At 32.8% G+C, this 19,304-nt stretch carries 17 protein-coding genes; 9 read left to right on the top strand and 8 right to left on the bottom strand.

Going from position 1 to position 19,304, the window contains the following annotated elements; genetic code table 11:
* Positions 1 to 3 precede the first annotated feature (3 nt).
* On the top strand, positions 4 to 1,128 hold the full coding sequence (locus J1D01_RS15325; RefSeq protein ID WP_372938259.1) for a PepSY-associated TM helix domain-containing protein: 1,125 nt from the start codon (positions 4 to 6) through the stop codon (positions 1,126 to 1,128).
* A 123-nt stretch (positions 1,129 to 1,251) separates the two neighbouring features.
* Here J1D01_RS15325 and groL read toward each other — a convergent pair whose 3' ends face one another.
* The 7 genes from groL to miaB form a co-directional block, all read right to left on the bottom strand.
* Complete coding sequence (gene groL / locus J1D01_RS15320) at positions 1,252 to 2,883, bottom strand: chaperonin GroEL (RefSeq protein ID WP_421151455.1); 1,632 nt, start codon at positions 2,881 to 2,883, stop codon at positions 1,252 to 1,254.
* 89 nt (positions 2,884 to 2,972) lie between these two features.
* A complete protein-coding gene (locus tag J1D01_RS15315; protein WP_421151454.1) occupies positions 2,973 to 3,248 on the bottom strand; it encodes a co-chaperone GroES in 276 nt (91 codons plus the stop codon).
* Positions 3,249 to 3,414: 166 nt separating this feature from the next.
* Positions 3,415 to 3,768, bottom strand: coding sequence for a preprotein translocase subunit SecG (gene secG, locus J1D01_RS15310; protein ID WP_076697944.1), 354 nt, complete (start codon positions 3,766 to 3,768; stop codon positions 3,415 to 3,417).
* Entirely contained in the window at positions 3,765 to 4,724 is a 960-nt protein-coding gene (locus tag J1D01_RS15305; RefSeq protein ID WP_372938221.1) for a hypothetical protein, read from the bottom strand. The genes secG and J1D01_RS15305 overlap by 4 nt, the downstream gene beginning before the upstream one ends.
* Before the next feature lie 31 nt (positions 4,725 to 4,755).
* The gene (gene lptE / locus J1D01_RS15300; protein ID WP_076697941.1) at positions 4,756 to 5,262 is read right to left on the bottom strand and encodes an LPS assembly lipoprotein LptE; all 507 of its coding nucleotides are present in this window, start codon (positions 5,260 to 5,262) and stop codon (positions 4,756 to 4,758) included.
* Between the two features lie 115 nt (positions 5,263 to 5,377).
* On the bottom strand, positions 5,378 to 6,646 hold the full coding sequence (locus tag J1D01_RS15295; RefSeq protein WP_421151453.1) for a sigma-54 interaction domain-containing protein: 1,269 nt from the start codon (positions 6,644 to 6,646) through the stop codon (positions 5,378 to 5,380).
* A gap of 8 nt (positions 6,647 to 6,654) precedes the next feature.
* Entirely contained in the window at positions 6,655 to 8,103 is a 1,449-nt protein-coding gene (miaB, locus tag J1D01_RS15290; RefSeq protein ID WP_372937997.1) for a tRNA (N6-isopentenyl adenosine(37)-C2)-methylthiotransferase MiaB, read from the bottom strand.
* A gap of 258 nt (positions 8,104 to 8,361) precedes the next feature.
* Here miaB and J1D01_RS15285 point away from each other — a divergent pair, with 258 nt between their 5' ends.
* From J1D01_RS15285 to J1D01_RS15250, 8 genes are all read left to right on the top strand, one after another.
* Complete coding sequence (locus tag J1D01_RS15285) at positions 8,362 to 9,144, top strand: hypothetical protein (protein WP_372937998.1); 783 nt, start codon at positions 8,362 to 8,364, stop codon at positions 9,142 to 9,144.
* Between the two features lie 138 nt (positions 9,145 to 9,282).
* Positions 9,283 to 11,772 (top strand): type I DNA topoisomerase, encoded by a 2,490-nt coding sequence (gene topA, locus J1D01_RS15280; RefSeq protein ID WP_421151452.1) that lies wholly within the window; start codon positions 9,283 to 9,285, stop codon positions 11,770 to 11,772.
* A 5-nt stretch (positions 11,773 to 11,777) separates the two neighbouring features.
* Positions 11,778 to 12,944, top strand: coding sequence for a formimidoylglutamase (locus J1D01_RS15275; RefSeq protein ID WP_421151451.1), 1,167 nt, complete (start codon positions 11,778 to 11,780; stop codon positions 12,942 to 12,944).
* A 163-nt stretch (positions 12,945 to 13,107) separates the two neighbouring features.
* Complete coding sequence (gldK, locus tag J1D01_RS15270; RefSeq protein WP_372937440.1) at positions 13,108 to 14,472, top strand: gliding motility lipoprotein GldK; 1,365 nt, start codon at positions 13,108 to 13,110, stop codon at positions 14,470 to 14,472.
* Positions 14,473 to 14,556: 84 nt separating this feature from the next.
* Positions 14,557 to 15,195 carry a gliding motility protein GldL gene (gene gldL / locus J1D01_RS15265; RefSeq protein ID WP_372937441.1) on the top strand — a complete coding sequence of 213 codons (639 nt, stop codon included), beginning with the start codon at positions 14,557 to 14,559 and terminating at the stop codon, positions 15,193 to 15,195.
* A 53-nt stretch (positions 15,196 to 15,248) separates the two neighbouring features.
* Positions 15,249 to 16,814 (top strand): gliding motility protein GldM, encoded by a 1,566-nt coding sequence (gldM, locus tag J1D01_RS15260; RefSeq protein ID WP_421151450.1) that lies wholly within the window; start codon positions 15,249 to 15,251, stop codon positions 16,812 to 16,814.
* A 39-nt stretch (positions 16,815 to 16,853) separates the two neighbouring features.
* A complete protein-coding gene (gene gldN / locus J1D01_RS15255) occupies positions 16,854 to 17,744 on the top strand; it encodes a gliding motility protein GldN (RefSeq protein ID WP_372937443.1) in 891 nt (296 codons plus the stop codon).
* A gap of 72 nt (positions 17,745 to 17,816) precedes the next feature.
* Entirely contained in the window at positions 17,817 to 18,881 is a 1,065-nt protein-coding gene (locus J1D01_RS15250) for an NAD(P)/FAD-dependent oxidoreductase (RefSeq protein WP_421151449.1), read from the top strand.
* Here the strand turns inward: J1D01_RS15250 and J1D01_RS15245 are convergent.
* Positions 18,878 to 19,276, bottom strand: coding sequence for a DUF983 domain-containing protein (locus J1D01_RS15245; protein WP_372937445.1), 399 nt, complete (start codon positions 19,274 to 19,276; stop codon positions 18,878 to 18,880). The genes J1D01_RS15250 and J1D01_RS15245 overlap by 4 nt on opposite strands.
* Positions 19,277 to 19,304 lie beyond the last annotated feature (28 nt).

Below are 19,304 nucleotides of genomic sequence, written 5' to 3'. Positions count from 1 at the left end.
ATTATGGCATTAAGAAAAAAGATACTTACACTCCATAAAATATTAGGGCTTGTTACCGGAGCTGTTGTATTTATTGTGGCTATAACGGGGTGCTGTTGGGCATTTAGAGATGAAATTGAAAGTTTGTATGACCATTACAAATATGTTACTCCCCAAGATAAACCTGTTATTACCCCAACGCAAGCTAAAGAAATTGCAAAAGGCCTTTTCCCTAATAATTCTGTACATGGTACTTTATTTAAAAATGCCAAGGATGAAGCCGTAGAAGTTATCTTTTATGATGCCGAACCTGAGTTTTATAGAAGTGTGTTTTTAAATCCTTATTCTGGAGAAGTTATTCAAGTTGACGATCATCTTACAGGGTTTTTTGCTTTTATTTTAAAAGGGCATATGCGTTTGTGGTTGCCTAAAGATATTGGAGAACAAGTGGTTGGTGTATCTATTTTGTTGTTTATTGTTATGATTATTTCGGGATTCATTTTGTGGTGGCCTAAAAAGCGAAAGAATTTAAAACAGCGTATAACATTTGATTGGAAATCTACCACACGTTGGAAACGTAAAAACTTTGATTTACATACCATAGTTGGCTTTTATATTTGTTCTTTGGCTTTGGTGGTGGCATTTACAGGTTCTGTTATTTCTTATAATTGGTTAAAATATGTGGTGTATGTATCGGCAGGTGGAGATAAAGTACCTGCGTTTATAATTCCAGAAAATAATAGCGGTAAACTAAAAGATTCCTATTACGTAAAGCCTATTGATGGTTTAATTGATAAACTTAAAAAAGAATCTCCAAATGCTGAGAGTTTTGAATTACACTACCCAGAAACTGATACCTCGAGTGTTTATATAGAAGTATCTAACAGTAAGGGTTTGTATTATGACTCTGATTATCGTTTTTTCGATCAGAATACCTTAGAAGAAATTGAGACTCCAGGAATTTTTGGTAAATATAAAGATGCTAAATTAGCCGATAAGATTCTTAGAATGAATTATGATATTCATGTTGGTGCTATTGGTGGTATAGCAGGTAAAATTATTGCTTTTTTGGTAAGCTTAATTATTGCCACATTACCAGTAACAGGAATTTTACTTTGGTATGGGCGGAAATATAAAAAACAGACTTAAATATTCATTATATAAAATAAAAACGCTTCAATTATTAATTGAAGCGTTTTTTTATATCTATATCTCACTAAAAGTTTTAAAGTTTGAGTGAGAGATGTTCTTTTCCGTATCGAGGGTTCTCGATTACATCATTCCTGGCATTCCGCCACCTCCCATTGGAGGCATTGCAGGAGCATCTTCTTTAATATCAATTAAAGCACATTCTGTAGTAAGAATCATTCCAGCAACAGACGCAGCATTTTCTAAAGCAATACGTGTTACTTTTTTAGGGTCAATGATACCAGCTTTAAGCATATCAACATATTCTTCAGATTTAGCATCGTAACCAAAATCTTTGTTACCTTCTAAAACTTTATTGATAACAACAGAACCTTCTCCACCTGCATTTTCAACAATAGTTCTTAAAGGTGCTTCAATAGCTTTATTTACAATTTGAACACCTGTTGTTTCGTCTAAGTTCTCTGTAGTTAGCTTCTCTAAAACAGTTTTTGCTCTAACTAGTGCTACACCACCACCAGCAACAATACCTTCTTCTACAGCAGCTCTAGTAGCATGTAAAGCATCATCTACGCGGTCTTTTTTCTCTTTCATTTCTACTTCAGAAGCGGCACCAACATAAAGTACAGCAACACCACCAGCTAATTTAGCTAAACGCTCTTGAAGTTTTTCTTTGTCGTAATCTGAAGTGGTAGTTTCAATTTGTGCTTTAATTTGGTTTACTCTAGCTTTAATAGCTTCATTATCACCAGAACCGTTAACAATAGTTGTATTGTCTTTATCAACTGTTACAGTTTCTGCTGTTCCTAACATAGAAAGGTCTGCATTTTCTAAAGTAAATCCTCTTTCTTCAGAAATAACAGTTCCGCCTGTTAAAATAGCAATGTCTTCTAACATAGCTTTACGTCTGTCTCCAAATCCAGGAGCTTTAACGGCAGCAATTTTTAAACCACCACGTAATTTGTTTACTACTAAGGTAGCTAATGCTTGTCCGTCAACATCTTCAGCAATGATTAATAATGGACGACCAGATTGAGCTACTGGCTCTAATATTGGAAGAATTTCTTGTAAGTTAGAAATCTTTTTGTCAAATAAAAGGATATATGGATTCTCTAAATCTGCAATCATTTTATCTGAATCTGTTACGAAGTAAGGAGAAAGGTAACCTCTATCAAACTGCATACCTTCAACAACATCAACATAGGTATCCATTCCTTTAGCTTCTTCAACAGTAATAACCCCTTCTTTACCAACTTTTTCAAAAGCTTGAGAGATTAACTCACCAATAGTGTCATCATTGTTGGCAGAAATAGCAGCTACTTGTTTTATTTTTTCAGAAGAGTTACCTACTTTTTGAGCTTGATTTTCTAAATCTGCAGTAATAGCTTCAACGGCTTTATCAATACCGCGTTTTAAATCCATTGGGTTAGCACCAGAAGCTACATTTTTTAAGCCTTCTTTTACAATAGCTTGAGCTAAAACGGTAGCAGTAGTAGTACCATCACCAGCTAAATCGTTGGTTTTACTAGCTACTTCTTTAACCATTTGTGCGCCCATGTTTTCATGAGCGTCTTCTAACTCTATTTCTTTTGCTACAGAAACACCATCTTTTGTTACAGAAGGCGCTCCAAAGCTTTTAGAAATAATTACGTTTCTTCCTTTAGGACCTAATGTTACTTTAACTGCATTTGCTAATGCATCTACACCGCGTTTTAATCCATCGCGTGCTTCAATATCAAATTTTATGTCTTTTGCCATTTTTTTAAAATTTTGCTTTTGCCTTTAGCTTTGGGCTATTGGCTATAAGAATTAATAATTAATTTTAATTGAGCTTATAATAGCTTAAATTATACAATAGCAAGAATATCGCTTTCTCGCATAATTAAATAGTCGTTACCTTCTAGTTTTAGATCTGTTCCTGCATATTTACCATATAAAACAGTATCACCAACCTTAACAGTAATAGGTTCGTCTTTTGTACCAGGTCCAGCAGCAACTACGGTTCCTTTTTGTGGTTTTTCTTTTGCGTTGTCTGGTATAATAATACCTGATGCTGTTTTTGTTTCAGCTGCAGCAGGTTCAATAACAACTCTGTCTGCTAATGGCTTAATGTTTAGTCCCATTTTTCTATATATTTTTTATTTATTGATTAATTTAACGCTTTAGCGTTATGCTAAAAATGTGCCAATGGTAAAGAACTGACAAACTTGCAGATTTGTTTCTTTTAGTAGTAGGAATAAAAAATGCCAACTGTAAGAGTTGGCATTTTTTTAATGTTTTATCATTGTATTATTCTGCAGATGTTGAATCTGTTGCAGTGTTACTGTTGTCTGTTTGGGTAGGAACAGGCAAAGGTTGCGTAGATTGTGTGTCTGGGTCTAACGCTTTCGACTCTACATTGTCTCCTCCTTTGTTTATTGCTACGTTAGAAGCTAAAATTAGCACCAATAAAAAGGTTGCTAAATACCAAGTGCTTTTATCTAAAAAGTCGGTTGTTTTTTTTACGCCTCCTAATTGTTGTGTGCCACCGCCCCCGAAAGATGATGATAATCCGCCACCTTTAGGGTTCTGTACCATAATAACTACTATTAGTAAAAATGCTACTACCACAATTAATACTAAAAATATTGTAAAACTCATTATTTTTTATTGTTTTGTTCTTGTAATTGTTCTACTGCCTTAATTTGGTTTGCAAAGAAACCACTTTTTTCTGGATATTTCAAACTTAAAATCTTATAAGATTGAATTGCTTTTTTATAGTTTTTTTGTTCTACGTAAATACGAGCCAAAGTCTCCGTCATTAAAGACTCTGGTTTTATCATTTGAGCTTTTGCTAAATTGCCTTTTTTATTGGGAATTGAGGGTTTTATTTTAGGGTTTTTGCTAATAAACCTATCAATTAATTCAAATTTTTTGGCTTTTTCTATAGATGTTGGTTTATTAGAAACTTCTTTTTTTTCTTCTAATTTTGTTTCAACTACTTCATTTTCTCTATCAATAGGTTTAAATCGAGTTAGTTTTAACCATTCATTGAAAGAATGTTTTTCGTTTTTTTCAAAATGAAGCGGTTTTCCTAAATTTAATATTTCAGAAGCAGAAAGCTGAGGTGTTTCATTAATTTCTGTTGTAGTTTCAATGCTTTTAGATTCATCTAATTTAAAAGTGTTCTCTTCTTGTTTGGGTAAGGGGTTTTTAGGTTGAAAAAGAGCAGGATCTAGAACACCTTTAGTTTCTTTAATTTGACGTTTTAAAGCTTCATCAACTGCAACACTTTTATTAACTGAAATATCATCGGCAGAAACTTCAATATCTTTTAAATGTGCGGTGTTTTGCTTTATAAATTGAGAAATTTCGTTTTGAGCAAAAGCTTCAGAAGTAATAAAATCGAATAAAATACTACGGTCTGTAGTGTAGGCAGCTGTTGTTTTTAATTCTTGATTGTATTTAAAACTACTATCATTTTTTAGACCTTTTAGATATACTGCTCTGGCCGATTGAAAATATGGAAACTCATCTATAATAGACTTGATAGCTTCAGTTTGTTGATGCGTAATATTCTGAGGGTTTTGTAGTATGTTTATAAAATCTGACGAATTCATTTTTTTTGGATAAACCAAATTTAATCATTTATTACCACCTAGCTAGGGTGGCGTTAAATATGTCTTGTGTTAAGCGGTCTAAAATCTCTTCATGAGCTGTTTCTTTTACAGAGCCTACTAATTGCTCACTGGCATCAAAATCATAGAAAAAAGAAAACGTTTGCTCTAAATCATCTTCTTCATTATTTGTATTGTAAAATCTAAGCCTAACAGAAATTGTTAATCTGTTTTGGGCAGCAGTGTTATCGGACGTTGAGGTTGTTGGAGAAATTCTGTAATCTGTAATTTCGCCTTCATAAATTAAGTCGCCTCTAGATGGTACCAACCTGTAGTTTGTTTGATTTTGTATTAAGTCTTCAAGGGCCAATTTAAAGTCTCTTGCTAAAGTTGCATCAAATAATAATGCGGTATTTTCAAATTGATTTACTTGGTATGTTTCTGCAATTATTGAGGTTGGTGGATTGAAGCTGTATTGTACTTTACAATTTGTTAAAGTAACAAATGCTAATGCTAAAAAAATATATTTTAAGTGTTTCATTCTATGTATATAGATACCTCTAAATAGTACTAAGTATGTTATTAATTATTTTTAAACGGTTACTTTTTTATAATGTTGTAATCTAGATTTTAAGCAAGAGCTATTAATGTGCTTTTTAAAGATCATATTGTTTAATCTTTCGGTATAAGGTACGTTCACTAATTCCTAGTTCTGCTGCAGCTAATTTACGTTTTCCATTATGGCGTTCAAGCGATTTTTTTATTAATTCTAATTCTTTGTCTTGTAAAGATAAAGTTTCTTCTTCCTCAATCTCTTCAGCAAAATGATATTTATCTTGAGTATTTGTGGCGGTTTCGTTGTTTGTTACAAGTTCTGGAATTGATAAAACTTCGGTTTCTTGAACGGGCTCATTGTATATTGTTTCCTCTGGTTTATCATCGCCATAAATTTTTTGTATGAGATGTTCGTGGTCTTTTTCAACATCTTTTACATTGCCACTTTTCATGAGTTCCATGGTGAGTTTCTTTAAGTCGTTTAAATCGTTTTTCATATCGAATAAAACTTTGTAAAGAATTTCACGCTCGCTACTAAAATCGCTTTCAGATTTTGATGTTTTTACCACTGCTGGTAGATTATTACTTGCAGTTGGTAAATAACCACGAAGTGTATCTGCAGAAATGGTTCTGTTTTGCTCTAAAACCGAAAGTTGTTCGGCAATGTTACGAAGTTGACGTACGTTACCACTCCAACGATATTTTGTTAAAACTTGAACAGCATTATCTGTTAATTTTATTGTTGGCATTTTGTATTTTAAAGCAAAATCACTAGCAAATTTTCTAAAAAGCAAATGAATATCTTCTTGTCTTTCACGAAGCGGAGGTAGATGAATTTCAACAGTACTTAGGCGGTAGTACAAATCTTCTCTAAATTTTTCTTTTTCAATAGCTTCAAACATGTTAACATTTGTAGCAGCAACAATACGTACGTTTGTTTTTTGAACTTTACTAGAGCCTACTTTTATAAACTCGCCATTTTCTAAAACACGAAGTAACCGTACTTGTGTTGTTAGTGGTAGTTCTCCAACTTCATCTAAAAAAATGGTTCCGCCATCGGCTACTTCAAAATAACCACTACGGGTTTGTGTGGCTCCTGTAAAGGCACCTTTTTCATGACCAAAAAGTTCACTATCTATGGTGCCTTCAGGAATGGCACCACAGTTTACAGCAATATATTTATTGTGCTTTCTGTGTGATAATTGGTGTATTATTTTAGGAATACTTTCTTTACCAACACCGCTTTCACCAGTTACTAACACCGAAATATCTGTTGGTGCTACTTGAATGGCTTTTTCAATAGCACGATTTAACGATGGTGAGTTACCAATAATACCAAAACGTTGTTTTATAGCTTGAATTGATTCCATTGATTTTTTTAATTATTTTCAGAGTACCCAATAGCTTCACCAATAAGTGTAGCACTGGTACAATCTGTAATTTTTACGTTTACAAAATCGCCCACTTTATAATTACCTTTAGGAAATACTACAACCGTGTTTTGACTATTCCTGCCAGACCAATGCGCATCTGATCTTTTAGATGCTTTTTCAATTAAAACTTCTTCAATTTTTCCTACATGTTCTTGAGTACGCATTAAGCCATGTTTTTGTTGAAGCGCTATAATTTCATTAAGGCGTCTTTTTTTCACCTCTAAAGGTACGTTGTCTTCCATTTTACGTTCTGCTAGAGTGCCAGGTCTTTCAGAATAGGCAAACATAAAACCGAAGTCATATTTTACATATTCCATTAAACTCAAGGTGTCTTGGTGGTCTTCTTCGGTTTCTGTTGGAAAACCGGCAATCATATCTTGACTTATAGCACAATCTGGAATTAAACGTTTTATGTTATCTATTAATTCAAAGTATTCTTCGCGGGTGTGCAAACGATTCATGGCTTTTAAAATACGATTGCTACCACTTTGAACAGGTAAGTGAATATAATTACAGATGTTTTTATATTTTGCCATGGTTTTAATAACATCCATAGTAAAATCTTGCGGGTTTGATGTAGAGAAGCGAAAACGCATTTTAGGTTGCGCCTCTGCACACATTGCTAATAATTGAGCAAAATTAACGGCGGTAGCTTTTTGTAAATCACTGGCTTTATCAAAATCTTTTTTAAGTCCACCGCCATACCAAAGGTAGCTGTCTACATTTTGTCCAAGCAATGTAATTTCTTTGTAACCTCTATTCCATAAATCGTTTACTTCTTCAATAATACTTTGAGGGTCTCTACTGCGTTCGCGCCCTCGTGTAAAAGGCACTACACAAAAGGTACACATGTTATCACACCCTCTAGTAATAGAAACAAATGCTGTTACACCATTAGTGTTTAAACGTACGGGAGAAACATCGCCGTAGGTTTCTTCTTTTGAAAGAATAACGTTAATGGCATCTCTTCCTTCATCAACTTCAGCTAAAAGATTAGGTAAATCTTTGTAAGCATCTGGTCCAACAACTAAGTCTACAATTTTTTCTTCTTCAAGAAATTTGCTTTTTAAGCGTTCTGCCATACAACCTAAAACACCAACTTTCATATGTGGATTATGTTGTTTTTTAACAGCGTTATATTTTTCTAAACGTTTGCGTACCGTTTGTTCTGCTTTGTCTCTAATAGAGCAGGTGTTTACCAAAACCAAATCGGCATCTTCAAGGTTTTGGGTTGTATTGAATCCTTGGTCTGCTAAAATTGAAGCTACAATTTCACTGTCAGAGAAATTCATTTGGCAACCATAGCTTTCAATAAAAAGCTTACGTTTGTTGCCTTCTTTTTGCTCTAAAATTAAAGATTCTCCTTGTTTGTTTTCGTCTATTATCTTTTCCATAGTATATTAGAACCAGTTTATGGTCAATAAGTGTGCAAAGATACAATTAATTTGGGTTTTCTGACAAAGTGGCATGTTCTAATTTTAAGTTAAATTTTTGAGATTATTTCTGGCGATAGAACTGTGAAAAAGAAAATAAACCATCAAGAAAATCTGCTTTTAAATAGTTTTTTTGTTTCAATGAGTAACAAATTGTAAAAAACAATTACTTTTATTGTGTAGAAATTTAACTCATTAACTAACCAAATACATTTTATAATGAATTCTCTTAATACTTTAATTGAAAAGATAAGTACAGCCAAAGATTTAGATTTTGGTACTATTTTTAGTAATTCTATAGAGTTGTTTAAAAAAACATGGCTCCAAGGGTTTTTGCTTCAACTGTTTACGGTAATTGTAATGTTACCTTTAATTATTGTGTTTTACATTCCGTTTATAGGGGCTGTTATTGCGCAACAAGAAAGTGGGTATGGAAATACTCAAGCATTTGATAGCCTTTTTGCTGGTATGTCTATTCTTTATATTCTATTTGTTATTGTTGGTGTTTTAGTGTTAGGGGCTATTTCTGTAGCGTTGAATGCTGGTTTTTATAGAATAATGAAGCGGTTAGATTATGATGAGCAAGTGTCTACTTCAGATTTTTTCTATTTTGTTAAAGGAAAATATTTAAGCAAAACTTTTGTTTTAATGCTAGTGTCTATAGGAATAGGAATTGTAGCGGCTTTATTATGCTATTTGCCAATTTTATATGTCATGGTACCTTTATCTTTATTTGCAATAGTCTTTGCGTTTAATCCAGAATTAAGCGTTGGGGAGATTGTGAAAGTGAGCTTTAAACTAGGTAATAAGAAGTGGTTACTTATTTTTGGTTTATTAATAGTTTCTGGCTTATTAGCAGAAATAGTGGGGCTTTTATTATGTGGTATAGGTATTTTGTTTACGGCTGCATTTCCTTATCATCCAATTTATAATGTTTATAAAGAAGTAATAGGTTTTGATGAAACTTCTGCTATAGAAGAAATAGGAACTCCAGAAGAATAAATTTTTTAAAATACTCTTAAAAGCCCATGTTTTCTATGTTTAACAAGGGCTTTTTTTAAAAAATATTTTACAGTTAATCTTTAAAATGCAGCAGATAAACTTTTTTTCATATACATTTGTAGCTTCAAAAACGGAAGTATGGCGAAGAATTTAGTGATTGTTGAGTCACCTGCAAAGGCAAAGACTATTGAGAAATTTTTAGGAAAAGATTTTAAAGTAGAGTCTAGTTTTGGGCACATATCAGACCTTCCTTCAAAAGAATTAGGGGTTGATGTAGATGGAGACTTTAAACCAAAATATGAAGTTTCAAAAGATAAAAAGGCAGTAGTTAAAAAACTTAAAGAATTAGCTAAAAAAGCAGAAACTGTTTGGTTGGCTAGTGATGAAGACCGCGAAGGAGAAGCTATTGCGTGGCATTTAGCCGAAGCTTTAAAACTAGATAAAGAAAAAACTAAGCGTATTGTTTTTCATGAAATTACAAAGTCTGCTATTCAAAAAGCTATTAAAAACCCAAGGGGAATAGATTATGATTTAGTAGATGCACAACAAGCACGTAGAGTTTTAGATAGAATTGTGGGGTATGAGTTGTCTCCAGTTTTATGGCGAAAAGTAAAAGGAGGTTTATCTGCAGGTAGGGTACAATCGGTTTCAGTACGTTTGATTGTAGAAAAAGAACGTGAGATTCAAGATTTTACACCAGAAGCTTCATACAGAATTGATGCAGAGTTTGCTAATGAAAACGGACAGTCATTTAAAGCAAAGCTTCCAAAAAACCTTTCAACAAAAAAGGAAGCACAGGCATTTTTAGAAAAAAATGCTACTGCAAGTTTTAAAATAGCAGATTTAACAAAAAAACCTGCAAAAAAATCACCAGCAGCACCATTTACAACTTCTACTTTACAGCAAGAAGCATCACGTAAATTATATTTCTCTGTTAGTAAAACCATGACCATGGCACAACGCCTATATGAAGCTGGTTTAATAACATATATGAGAACAGATAGTACTAATTTATCTGATGAAGCAAGACAAGGCGCCCAAGAAGAAATAGAAAAAGCTTACGGTTCTAATTACAGTAAACCTAGAAATTACTCTGGAAAATCAAAAGGTGCCCAAGAAGCACATGAGGCTATTAGGCCAACAGATTTTTCAAGACATACGGTTAATATAGATAGAGATCAAGCACGCTTATATGAATTAATTTGGAAACGCGCCATTGCATCACAAATGAGTGAAGCACAATTAGAGCGTACTAATGTTAAAATTGAAGCGTCAACGCATAACGAAACATTTACGGCCAACGGAGAGGTAATTACTTTTGATGGCTTTTTAAAAGTATATTTAGAAGGAACTGATGATGAAGACGTAGAACAAGAAGGTATGTTGCCAGCAATGAAAACAGGAGAAACACTTGTTAATAATTATATTACAGCAACAGAACGTTATACACGTCCGCCAGCAAGATATACCGAGGCCTCTTTGGTTAAAAAACTAGAAGAGTTAGGTATTGGTCGTCCGTCAACTTACGCACCAACAATTTCAACTATTCAAAATAGAAATTATGTAGAAAAAGGGTCAGTTGAAGGAGAAGAAAGGCAATATGCTCAACTAACACTTAAGGCAGGAAGTGTTACAGATAAAACGCTTACAGAAAAAGTAGGATCTGATAAAGGTAAGCTAGTACCAACAGATATAGGAATGATAGTAACAGACTTTTTAGTAAATCATTTCGATCAAATTTTAGATTACAATTTTACAGCTAAAGTAGAAGAAGGGTTTGATAGTATAGCCGAAGGAGAAGAAGATTGGACAAAAATGATGAAGTCATTCTGGAAAACCTTCCATCCTAAAGTAGAAGATGTAAAAGAAAATGCCGATAGAGAATCTGGAGAACGTATTTTAGGAACAGACCCTAAAACAGGAAGGCAAGTAAGCGTACGTTTAGGAAGGTTTGGCCCTATGGTGCAAATAGGAACTGTTGATGACGAAGAAAAACCGCAATTTGCAAGTTTAAGCCCAGACCAACAATTAACCACCATTACTTTTGAAGAAGCAATGGATTTATTTCAACTTCCAAAAAGTTTAGGAACTTATGAAGGAGAAGAAGTTCAAGTAAATAACGGGCGTTTTGGTCCTTATGTTAAATTTGGAAAAGCTTATGTTTCTCTACCAAAAGGAACAGATCCGTTAAGTGTAGATTTAGATGATGCTATTGTTTTAATAAAAGAAAAACAAAAAGCAGATGCGCCAATATATATGTATAAAGATTTACCAGTGCAAAAAGGTAAGGGGCGTTTTGGGCCATTTATTAAATGGAACAATATGTTCATTAACGTAAACAAAAAGTACGATTGGGATAATTTATCTGATGATGATATTGTTGAATTAATTGAAGATAAAATTCAAAAAGAAAAAGATAAATTAATTCACCATTGGGAAGATGAGGGCATTAGAGTAGAAAAGGCTCGTTGGGGAAGACATAATGTTATACAAGGTAAAATTAAAGTAGAGTTGGCCAAAACTGTTGATGTGTCTGAAATGACTTTAGAAGAAGCAAAAGCCATTATTGAAGCCAATGCACCAAAGAAAAAAACAGCAAGAAAACGAAAAACTACAAAAAAGAAATAACATAAATGAATTTTAACTTTCTATCTCCAGTTTCAGATTTAGTTTTAGCTCATAACGAGCTGTTATCTGCACAAGCACTAGGAAGAAAAATTAAAATTCACTCAGAACAAAATGGTATTCCAGATTTAGAAGACGTTTCTATTGCTATTATAGGTGTTTTAGAAAATAGAAATGATATAAACTACATTGGTGCAGAGTTTAATTTAGATGAAATTCGTAAGTCATTTTATAGTCTTTACCCTGGTACATGGACCACTACCATTGCAGATTTAGGCGATATAAACAAAGGCGAAAGTGTAGAAGATACCTATTTTGCATTAAAAACAGCCATTAATTTATTAGTTAAAAAAAACATCATTCCTGTTATATTAGGAGGTACTCAAGATTTAACATATCCTAACTATAGAGCTTATGATAACCTAATTCCTATGGTAAACATAGTGAATGTAGATAGTAAGTTTGATTTAGGAGATTCTACAAAACCTATTAAAAATAACAGCTTTGTAGGTAAGATTGTTTTAGATAAACCTTACAACCTCTTTAATTATGCAACAATAGGATATCAAACTTATTTCAACTCTCAAGAAGAAATTGATTTAATGGATAATCTTTATTTTGAATCTTATAGATTGGGAGATGTATCTAATAACATATCACTAGTAGAGCCTGTTTTAAGAGATGCTAACATTGTAACTATAGATTTATCATCAGTTAGAAGCGCAGAAGTAAGTTTAAATCAAAAGTATTCACCTAATGGCTTAGATGGAAAAGAAATTTGTGCTATATCAAGATATGCAGGTATCAGTAACAAGGTAACTTCATTTGGTATCTATGAATATAAACCATCTAAAGATGATGAAATTACATCTATGCTCATCTCTCAAATGCTATGGTATTTTATTGAAGGTGTAAACCTAAGAGTTAAAGATGATGACTTTTCAGACGAAAGAAACTACCAGAAGTTTATTACATTAATAGAGTCAGAAGAGTTAATATTTTATAAAAGTAATAAAACAGGAAGATGGTGGATTGAGATTCCTTTTTTATCAGAAGTAAATAATAAATTGAAAAGACATACGTTATTACCTTGCATGCACCAAGATTACCTAGATGCCTGTAATAATAAGGTGCCAGACCGCTGGTATAAAGCTTTTAGAAAGAATTGCATGTAAGATATTAAGTATGGTTAAAGGGTTTATTTCATCGGTGAAACGTTATTTTTTCACGATGAAATGTAATTTTTTTGTAGAAAAAGTTGTTTTTATAGAATATTATAAATATGTTTACGCCACGAAAAGTGAAGCTTAATTAATTAACCTCGAGTTTACTATAGATATGAAGAAGTTTATTTTATTAACCGCAGTAATAACAATGCTAGCTAGTTGTGGCTCTAAAGATAGAGGTGAGCTAGTGGGTGTTAAAGGTAAAAAATGGCACCCAGAGAAGCCTTATGGAATGGAACTTATTCCGGGTGGAGCATTTATTATGGGAAAAGCAGACGATGATTTAGCTGGAGTGCATGATGCACCTGCTAAAACTGTAACTGTTAGAGCATTTTATATGGATGCTACAGAAATAACTAACAGTGAATATCGTGAATTTGTTCATTGGGTTAGGGACTCAATAATTAGGATGAAATTAGCTATTCTTGCCGATGAAGTAGGGTTAACACAAGAAGATGAAGGTACTATTGGCGAGTATGCATTTAAAGATGCAGATACCTCTAATATGACCGTTTATGAAAAATACATGTTCGAAAACTATACAGGTTTAGGACCTACAGGTTACGAAGGCAGAAAAATAAATAAAGACATAGATTTAATCTTTGATACCTCAGAATATATAGATGAGTATTATGCAGAAGTAATGGATACTATGTATTTGCCTATAGAAGAATCTTATAACGGACAGCGCACATGGGATGTAAAGAAATTTAAATTTCAATACAATTACATGGATATTAAAGAGGCTGCAAGAAATAGAGGTGTAGCTAGAAAAGATGTTATTAAAAAAGAAGAAATAGAAATATACCCAGATACTACAGTTTGGATTAGAGATTTCGCTTACTCATACAATGAGCCAATGCATAATGATTACTTTTGGCATGATGCTTACAGTGAATACCCTGTAGTTGGAGTAACTTGGAAACAAGCAAAAGCATTTTGTGAATGGAGAACCATTAAGAAAAACTCTTACCAAAAATCTAAAGGAGCTGCTTTAGTAAATAGATTTAGATTACCATCAGAAGCAGAATGGGAATATGCAGCAAGAGGAGGTTTACAAGCAGCAACTTACCCCTGGGGTGGGCCATACACTAAAAGTGATAGAGGATGCTTTATGGCAAACTTTAAGCCTGTAAGAGGAGATTACGCTGCAGACCAAGCATTATATACAGTAGAAGCTAAGTCATATGAACCAAACGACTATAACTTATACAATATGGCTGGTAACGTTTCAGAATGGGTAAACGCGTCGTATGATCCAGGTTCTTATGAATACACGTCAACCATTAATCCAAATGTTAATGATGAAGACAATACACGTAAAGTTATAAGAGGTGGGTCTTGGAAAGATGTTGCTTACTTTTTACAAGTTAGTTCAAGAGATTATGAATATGCAGATTCTGCAAGAAGTTATATAGGTTTCAGAACCGTTCAAGATTACATGGGGACAAAAGTAACTAGTAACGGGGGTAAATAACATTTATTTAATCAAATCAAATTTAATACTATTAATTAACCTACTTAAGTAGTTTGTCTGCTTAATATTTAAAAACCAGAAATTATGGCACAGTCAAAAACAAGTAAAAGATTCATGAATATGGCCTACGGATTAGGTGCATCTATTGTAATCGTTGGAGCATTGTTTAAAATCACACACTTCGAAATTGGATTTTTAACTGGTAACGTTATGTTAACCATAGGTCTTGTAACCGAAGCAATTATTTTCGCGTTATCTGCATTCGAACCAGTTGATGATGATTTAGATTGGTCGTTAGTATATCCAGAATTAGCTGGCGGGCAAAAAAGCAAAAAAGAAAAAGAAGAAAATCCTCAAGGATTATTGTCTAAAAAATTAGATGACTTATTAAAAGAAGCTAAAATTGATGGTGAATTAATTTCTAGTTTAGGAGAAAGCATTAAAAATTTTGAAGGTGCAGCTAAAAATATGTCATCTACTGTAGACTCAATTGAAGCTACTAAGAAATATGGCGAAGAATTATCATTAGCAGCAGCTCAAATGGAATCTTTAAATAGTTTATATAAAGTACAATTAGAGAGCATTAACAAACAAGCAGCAATTAACGAAGAGTCTGTAGAAAATGCAGCTAAATTAAAAGAGCAAATGCAATCATTAGCATCTAACCTTTCTTCATTAAACGGCGTTTATGGTGGTATGTTATCTGCAATGAATAAAAATTAATTAGGGGTTGCCCAAATTATCATACTAAATAATTAACCAAAACCTAATTAAAAATGGCAGGAAATAATTTATCAGCAAGACAGAAGATGATTAATCTGATGTATTTAATCTTCATTGCTATGTTAGCATTAAATATGTCTAAAGAAGTGCTTTCAGCCTTCGGATTAATGAATGAAAGACTTGTAGAGTCAAACGAAGCAGCCGAGGAGCGTAACAATAATTTTGTTGCAAGCTTAAACCTTAAGGCTGAAGAACAACCAGAAAAATATCAACCTTTAAAAGCAGAGGCAGAGAGTTTACACAAATTAGCTTCTAATTTTGATAGATATTTAGCAGAACTAAAGAGCAAGATGACAGCAACTGTTGACAATCCAACTGATTATGAAATCATGGATAAAGGAGATTATCTTGATCAAAACTTTTTTAAAGGAGATAAACTTAAACCAGAAGGACAAGAGTTTTTAGACCAAATAAATACTTTTAGAGAAGGTGTTGTTTCTTTACTAGAAGGTAAAAAAGGTATGGAAACTATTGTTAATGATGTAAAAGAAAAATTCAGTACTGAGCCAGAAATTAATAGAGATGGCAGAAAAGTAGATTGGTTAGATTATCACTATAAAGGCTTTCCTTTAGTGGCATCATTAACTAAGATGACTCAATTACAGTCTGATGTTAAAACTACAGAATCTGAAGTTTTATCTCAAATGTTAGCAGGAACGCTTTCTAGCGAGGTGTCTATGACAAACTATTCTACATTAATGGAAACATCAAAGTCAGCCTATTTTAATGGTGAAAAATTTGATGGAGAAATTGTATTAGGAAGAACAGATGCTTCTACTAAACCTAGTAGAGTAGAATTATCTTTAGACGGCAGAAAGCTAGAAGAAGGTAAAGATTTTACTCTAGAAGGCGGTAAAGTTAAATTAAATGTAAATTCTGGTTCTGCAGGAGAGCACAAAATTAAAGGAAAATTAATCTTTGCTCAAGATGGAGAAGAAGTAGAAGTTGAAGTAAATCAATCTTTTGCTACAGTGCCAAAACCAAATGCAGCAACTATTTCTGCAGATAAAATGAATGTTGTATATAGAGGTGTTAAAAACCCTATGACTATTTCTTTTGCAGGTGTTTCTGACAATAAAGTACACGCTAGTGCTCAAGGTTTATCTAGAGTTTCTGGTAGTAAATATGTAATGGATGCTACAAGAATTAAAGGTAGAGAAGTAACTATTAACGTAACAGGTACATTGCCAGATGGTCAAAAAGTATCAGATAACGCTAAATTTAGAATTAAAGATTTACCAAAACCAACGGGTACAGTAAGAGGAGAAGATGGTGCATTAAAAATGCAAAGAAACTCTTTAGAAATTGCTACCATTGGTGCTAAATTTGATGATTTTGATTTTGAATTACCATTACGCGTAGCAGAATTTAAATTTAAAGTACCAGGACAACCAACAATTATAGTAAAAGGAAACAAATTAGATAGTAGAGCAAAAGCAGCTTTACGTAAAGCTAAAAGAGGTTCTGGAGTTCAAATATTCGATATTCAAGCAAAAGCAACGGGTGTTAGTGTGAAAATAAAGAAAGTTTCACCAGTATTTATTGAACTTACAAACTAAAATGTTGGGTATTTACCTAATAAATAAAAAGTAAAGAAAATGAATTTAAGAAGTTTTTTATTAACCGTGGCAACCGCTTTTACAGCAACTAGTATGTTTGCGCAAGCCAATATATTAAACGCCACAAGTCCAGACCAAATTGGGGTAAGAACAGAAGCACAAAAGGCAGTAGATAACGATAAACCTTTAGAGTATGGTTACGTAGACGATAGAGATATTCTGTTTGCTAAAATGACCTGGGAAAGAGTCGTTCTTGATGAACGTATTAATTTTCCGTTATACTACCCAATTGATACCAATAACATTGGTAAAGACAGACGTTGTTTATATGATGTTCTTATGAAGAATGTTAAAAACGGAAAAATAAAAAACATCTATGATGATTCTTACTTTTCAACAAAACGTACCTTAAAAGATATTGAAGCTGCATTAGTTAAAATTGATACCACAGAGCTAGGTATTGAACAATTAAATGCTGGGGAACAGGTATCAGAAGAGTATATAAACAGAAGAGAGATAACAGCAGCAGATATTGTTGAATACCGTATGAAAGGTCTTTGGTATTTTGATAAACGTCAAGCTGAAATGAAATACAGGTTGTTAGCCATAGCTCCTGTAGCTCCAGATGTGAATTTTATTGATTCTGATTCTCCTGATTTAGTACCTTTATTTTGGGTGTTTTTCCCAGATGCTAGAGAGGTGTTGCATGAGGCTAAAGCGTTTAATAACCAAAATAGCTCACAACCTTATTCTTTTGATCATCTTTTAAATTCTAGACGTTTTAACGGCTTAATATACAAAGAAGAAAATGTTTATGGAGACCGTGAAATCAAAGAATATGTAACTGATAATTCTTTAATGCAGTTGTTAGAATCTGAAAGAATTAAAGATAAAATCAGAGATTTTGAATTAGATATGTGGACCTACTAATCCACTTAAACATAATTTAAAAAAGCCCACTTTTAAGTGGGCTTTTTTTTGCTATCATTACATAGGTAGACATTGATTTTTTATCTTCGCAGTATGTATGTAGATTATATAGTTGTAGGTGTTGGATTAGCAGGTATTAGTTTTTGCGAACAACTTAGAAACAACAACAAAACCTTTATAGTTTTTGATAATAATTCGCAATTATCATCAGCAGTTGCGGGCGGACTTTACAATCCTGTAGTTTTAAAAAGATTTACGCCTGTATGGAAAGCCAAAGAACAATTAGAGTTAGCATTACCCATGTATGCTAATTTAGAACAGTTTTTAAATATTAAACTAGATTATAAACTACCCGTATACCGTAAGTTTGCATCAACCGAAGAACAAAATAACTGGTTTGAAGCTTCAGATAAACCAATTCTAGAAGAGTACCTATCAGATACCATTATAAAAAATGAAAATACAAACATTTACGCTCCTTTTGGCTTTGGAGAAGTGTTTAAAACTGGTAGAATTGACGTTAAAACCTTAATAGAGTCTTACAAAAAATACTTAAAAAAAGATAATTTATATTTTGAGGAGGACTTTAATTTTGATGAACTGAAAATGGAATCAGAAAAAATTAAGTTCAAAAACATTGAAGCTAAGCAAGTAGTATTCGCTGAAGGTTTTGGGGTTAAGCAAAATCCGTTTTTTAATAAATTACCTTTGGTGCCGGCAAAAGGTGAGTTACTAATAATACATGCGCCAGAATTAAAAATCAATTTTGTTTTAAAATCTGCCGCATTTTTAATTCCGTTAGGAGATGATTTATACATTGTAGGGGCTACTTATGAATGGAAAGATTTAACTAATAAAATATCATTAAAAGCCAAAACAGTGCTTTTAGAAAAGCTAAGAAAACTAATAAAATGTTCGTTTAAGGTTGTTGGTCAGGTTGCAGGAGTAAGACCAACCGTTAAAGATAGAAGACCTTTGGTAGGTAAACATCCTAAATTTAATAATTTATTTGTGTTAAATGGCTTAGGCACAAGAGGAGTAATGATTGGTCCTTATGTTGCCAAACAACTATATGATTTTATAGAAAAAGGAACACCTTTAGAAAGTGAAATAGATATTAATAGGTTTACAATTTAGCTGTCTTGAGTTTTTTTCTTAACTAAATTTTCATCATAAGACATAAAAAAGTTAATCCAAATATTTCTAGAAAGACGCATTATTATTGGCATAAACACTATTAAAGTACCAACAATAGAAATAAAAGTAACCTTTAAACTAGCTTTAAAAATAAGATTACTAATAACAAAAGCAGCCACCGCAAAAGCAATACCAACCGCATAACTTACGTACATAGCACCGTAAAAAAATGAAGGTTCTATTCGGTATTTAGTGTTGCATTTAGAGCAACGCTCGTTCACTTTTAAAGTATCAGATAATATATAAGGATTTTTAGTACTGTACATTGATTCCTGATGACATTTAGGACAACAGCCTGTAATGATGCTATAAAGCTTAGTTCCTTTTTTAAACATTTATTTTAGTGTATTTTTGCTTGCGTTT

It is taken from the genome of Seonamhaeicola sp. NFXS20 (assembly GCF_049132085.1).
Classification (GTDB): Bacteria; Bacteroidota; Bacteroidia; order Flavobacteriales; family Flavobacteriaceae; genus Seonamhaeicola.
The sequence above is the reverse complement of the archived record's forward strand: the minus strand, read 5'-3'. Positions and strand labels throughout refer to the sequence as shown.

Coding starts and splice junctions, on each gene's coding strand:
- groL (WP_421151455.1), bottom strand. CDS start 2,883: ATGGCAAAAGACATAAAATTTGATATTGAAGCACGCGATGGATTAAAA.
- J1D01_RS15275 (WP_421151451.1), top strand. CDS start 11,778: ATGAATTTTAACTTTCTATCTCCAGTTTCAGATTTAGTTTTAGCTCAT.
- J1D01_RS15285 (WP_372937998.1), top strand. CDS start 8,362: ATGAATTCTCTTAATACTTTAATTGAAAAGATAAGTACAGCCAAAGAT.
- J1D01_RS15295 (WP_421151453.1), bottom strand. CDS start 6,646: ATGGAATCAATTCAAGCTATAAAACAACGTTTTGGTATTATTGGTAAC.
- gldN (WP_372937443.1), top strand. CDS start 16,854: ATGAATTTAAGAAGTTTTTTATTAACCGTGGCAACCGCTTTTACAGCA.
- miaB (WP_372937997.1), bottom strand. CDS start 8,103: ATGGAAAAGATAATAGACGAAAACAAACAAGGAGAATCTTTAATTTTA.
- gldK (WP_372937440.1), top strand. CDS start 13,108: ATGAAGAAGTTTATTTTATTAACCGCAGTAATAACAATGCTAGCTAGT.
- J1D01_RS15245 (WP_372937445.1), bottom strand. CDS start 19,276: ATGTTTAAAAAAGGAACTAAGCTTTATAGCATCATTACAGGCTGTTGT.
- J1D01_RS15315 (WP_421151454.1), bottom strand. CDS start 3,248: ATGGGACTAAACATTAAGCCATTAGCAGACAGAGTTGTTATTGAACCT.
- gldL (WP_372937441.1), top strand. CDS start 14,557: ATGGCACAGTCAAAAACAAGTAAAAGATTCATGAATATGGCCTACGGA.
- J1D01_RS15305 (WP_372938221.1), bottom strand. CDS start 4,724: ATGAATTCGTCAGATTTTATAAACATACTACAAAACCCTCAGAATATT.
- gldM (WP_421151450.1), top strand. CDS start 15,249: ATGGCAGGAAATAATTTATCAGCAAGACAGAAGATGATTAATCTGATG.
- J1D01_RS15325 (WP_372938259.1), top strand. CDS start 4: ATGGCATTAAGAAAAAAGATACTTACACTCCATAAAATATTAGGGCTT.
- lptE (WP_076697941.1), bottom strand. CDS start 5,262: ATGAAACACTTAAAATATATTTTTTTAGCATTAGCATTTGTTACTTTA.
- topA (WP_421151452.1), top strand. CDS start 9,283: ATGGCGAAGAATTTAGTGATTGTTGAGTCACCTGCAAAGGCAAAGACT.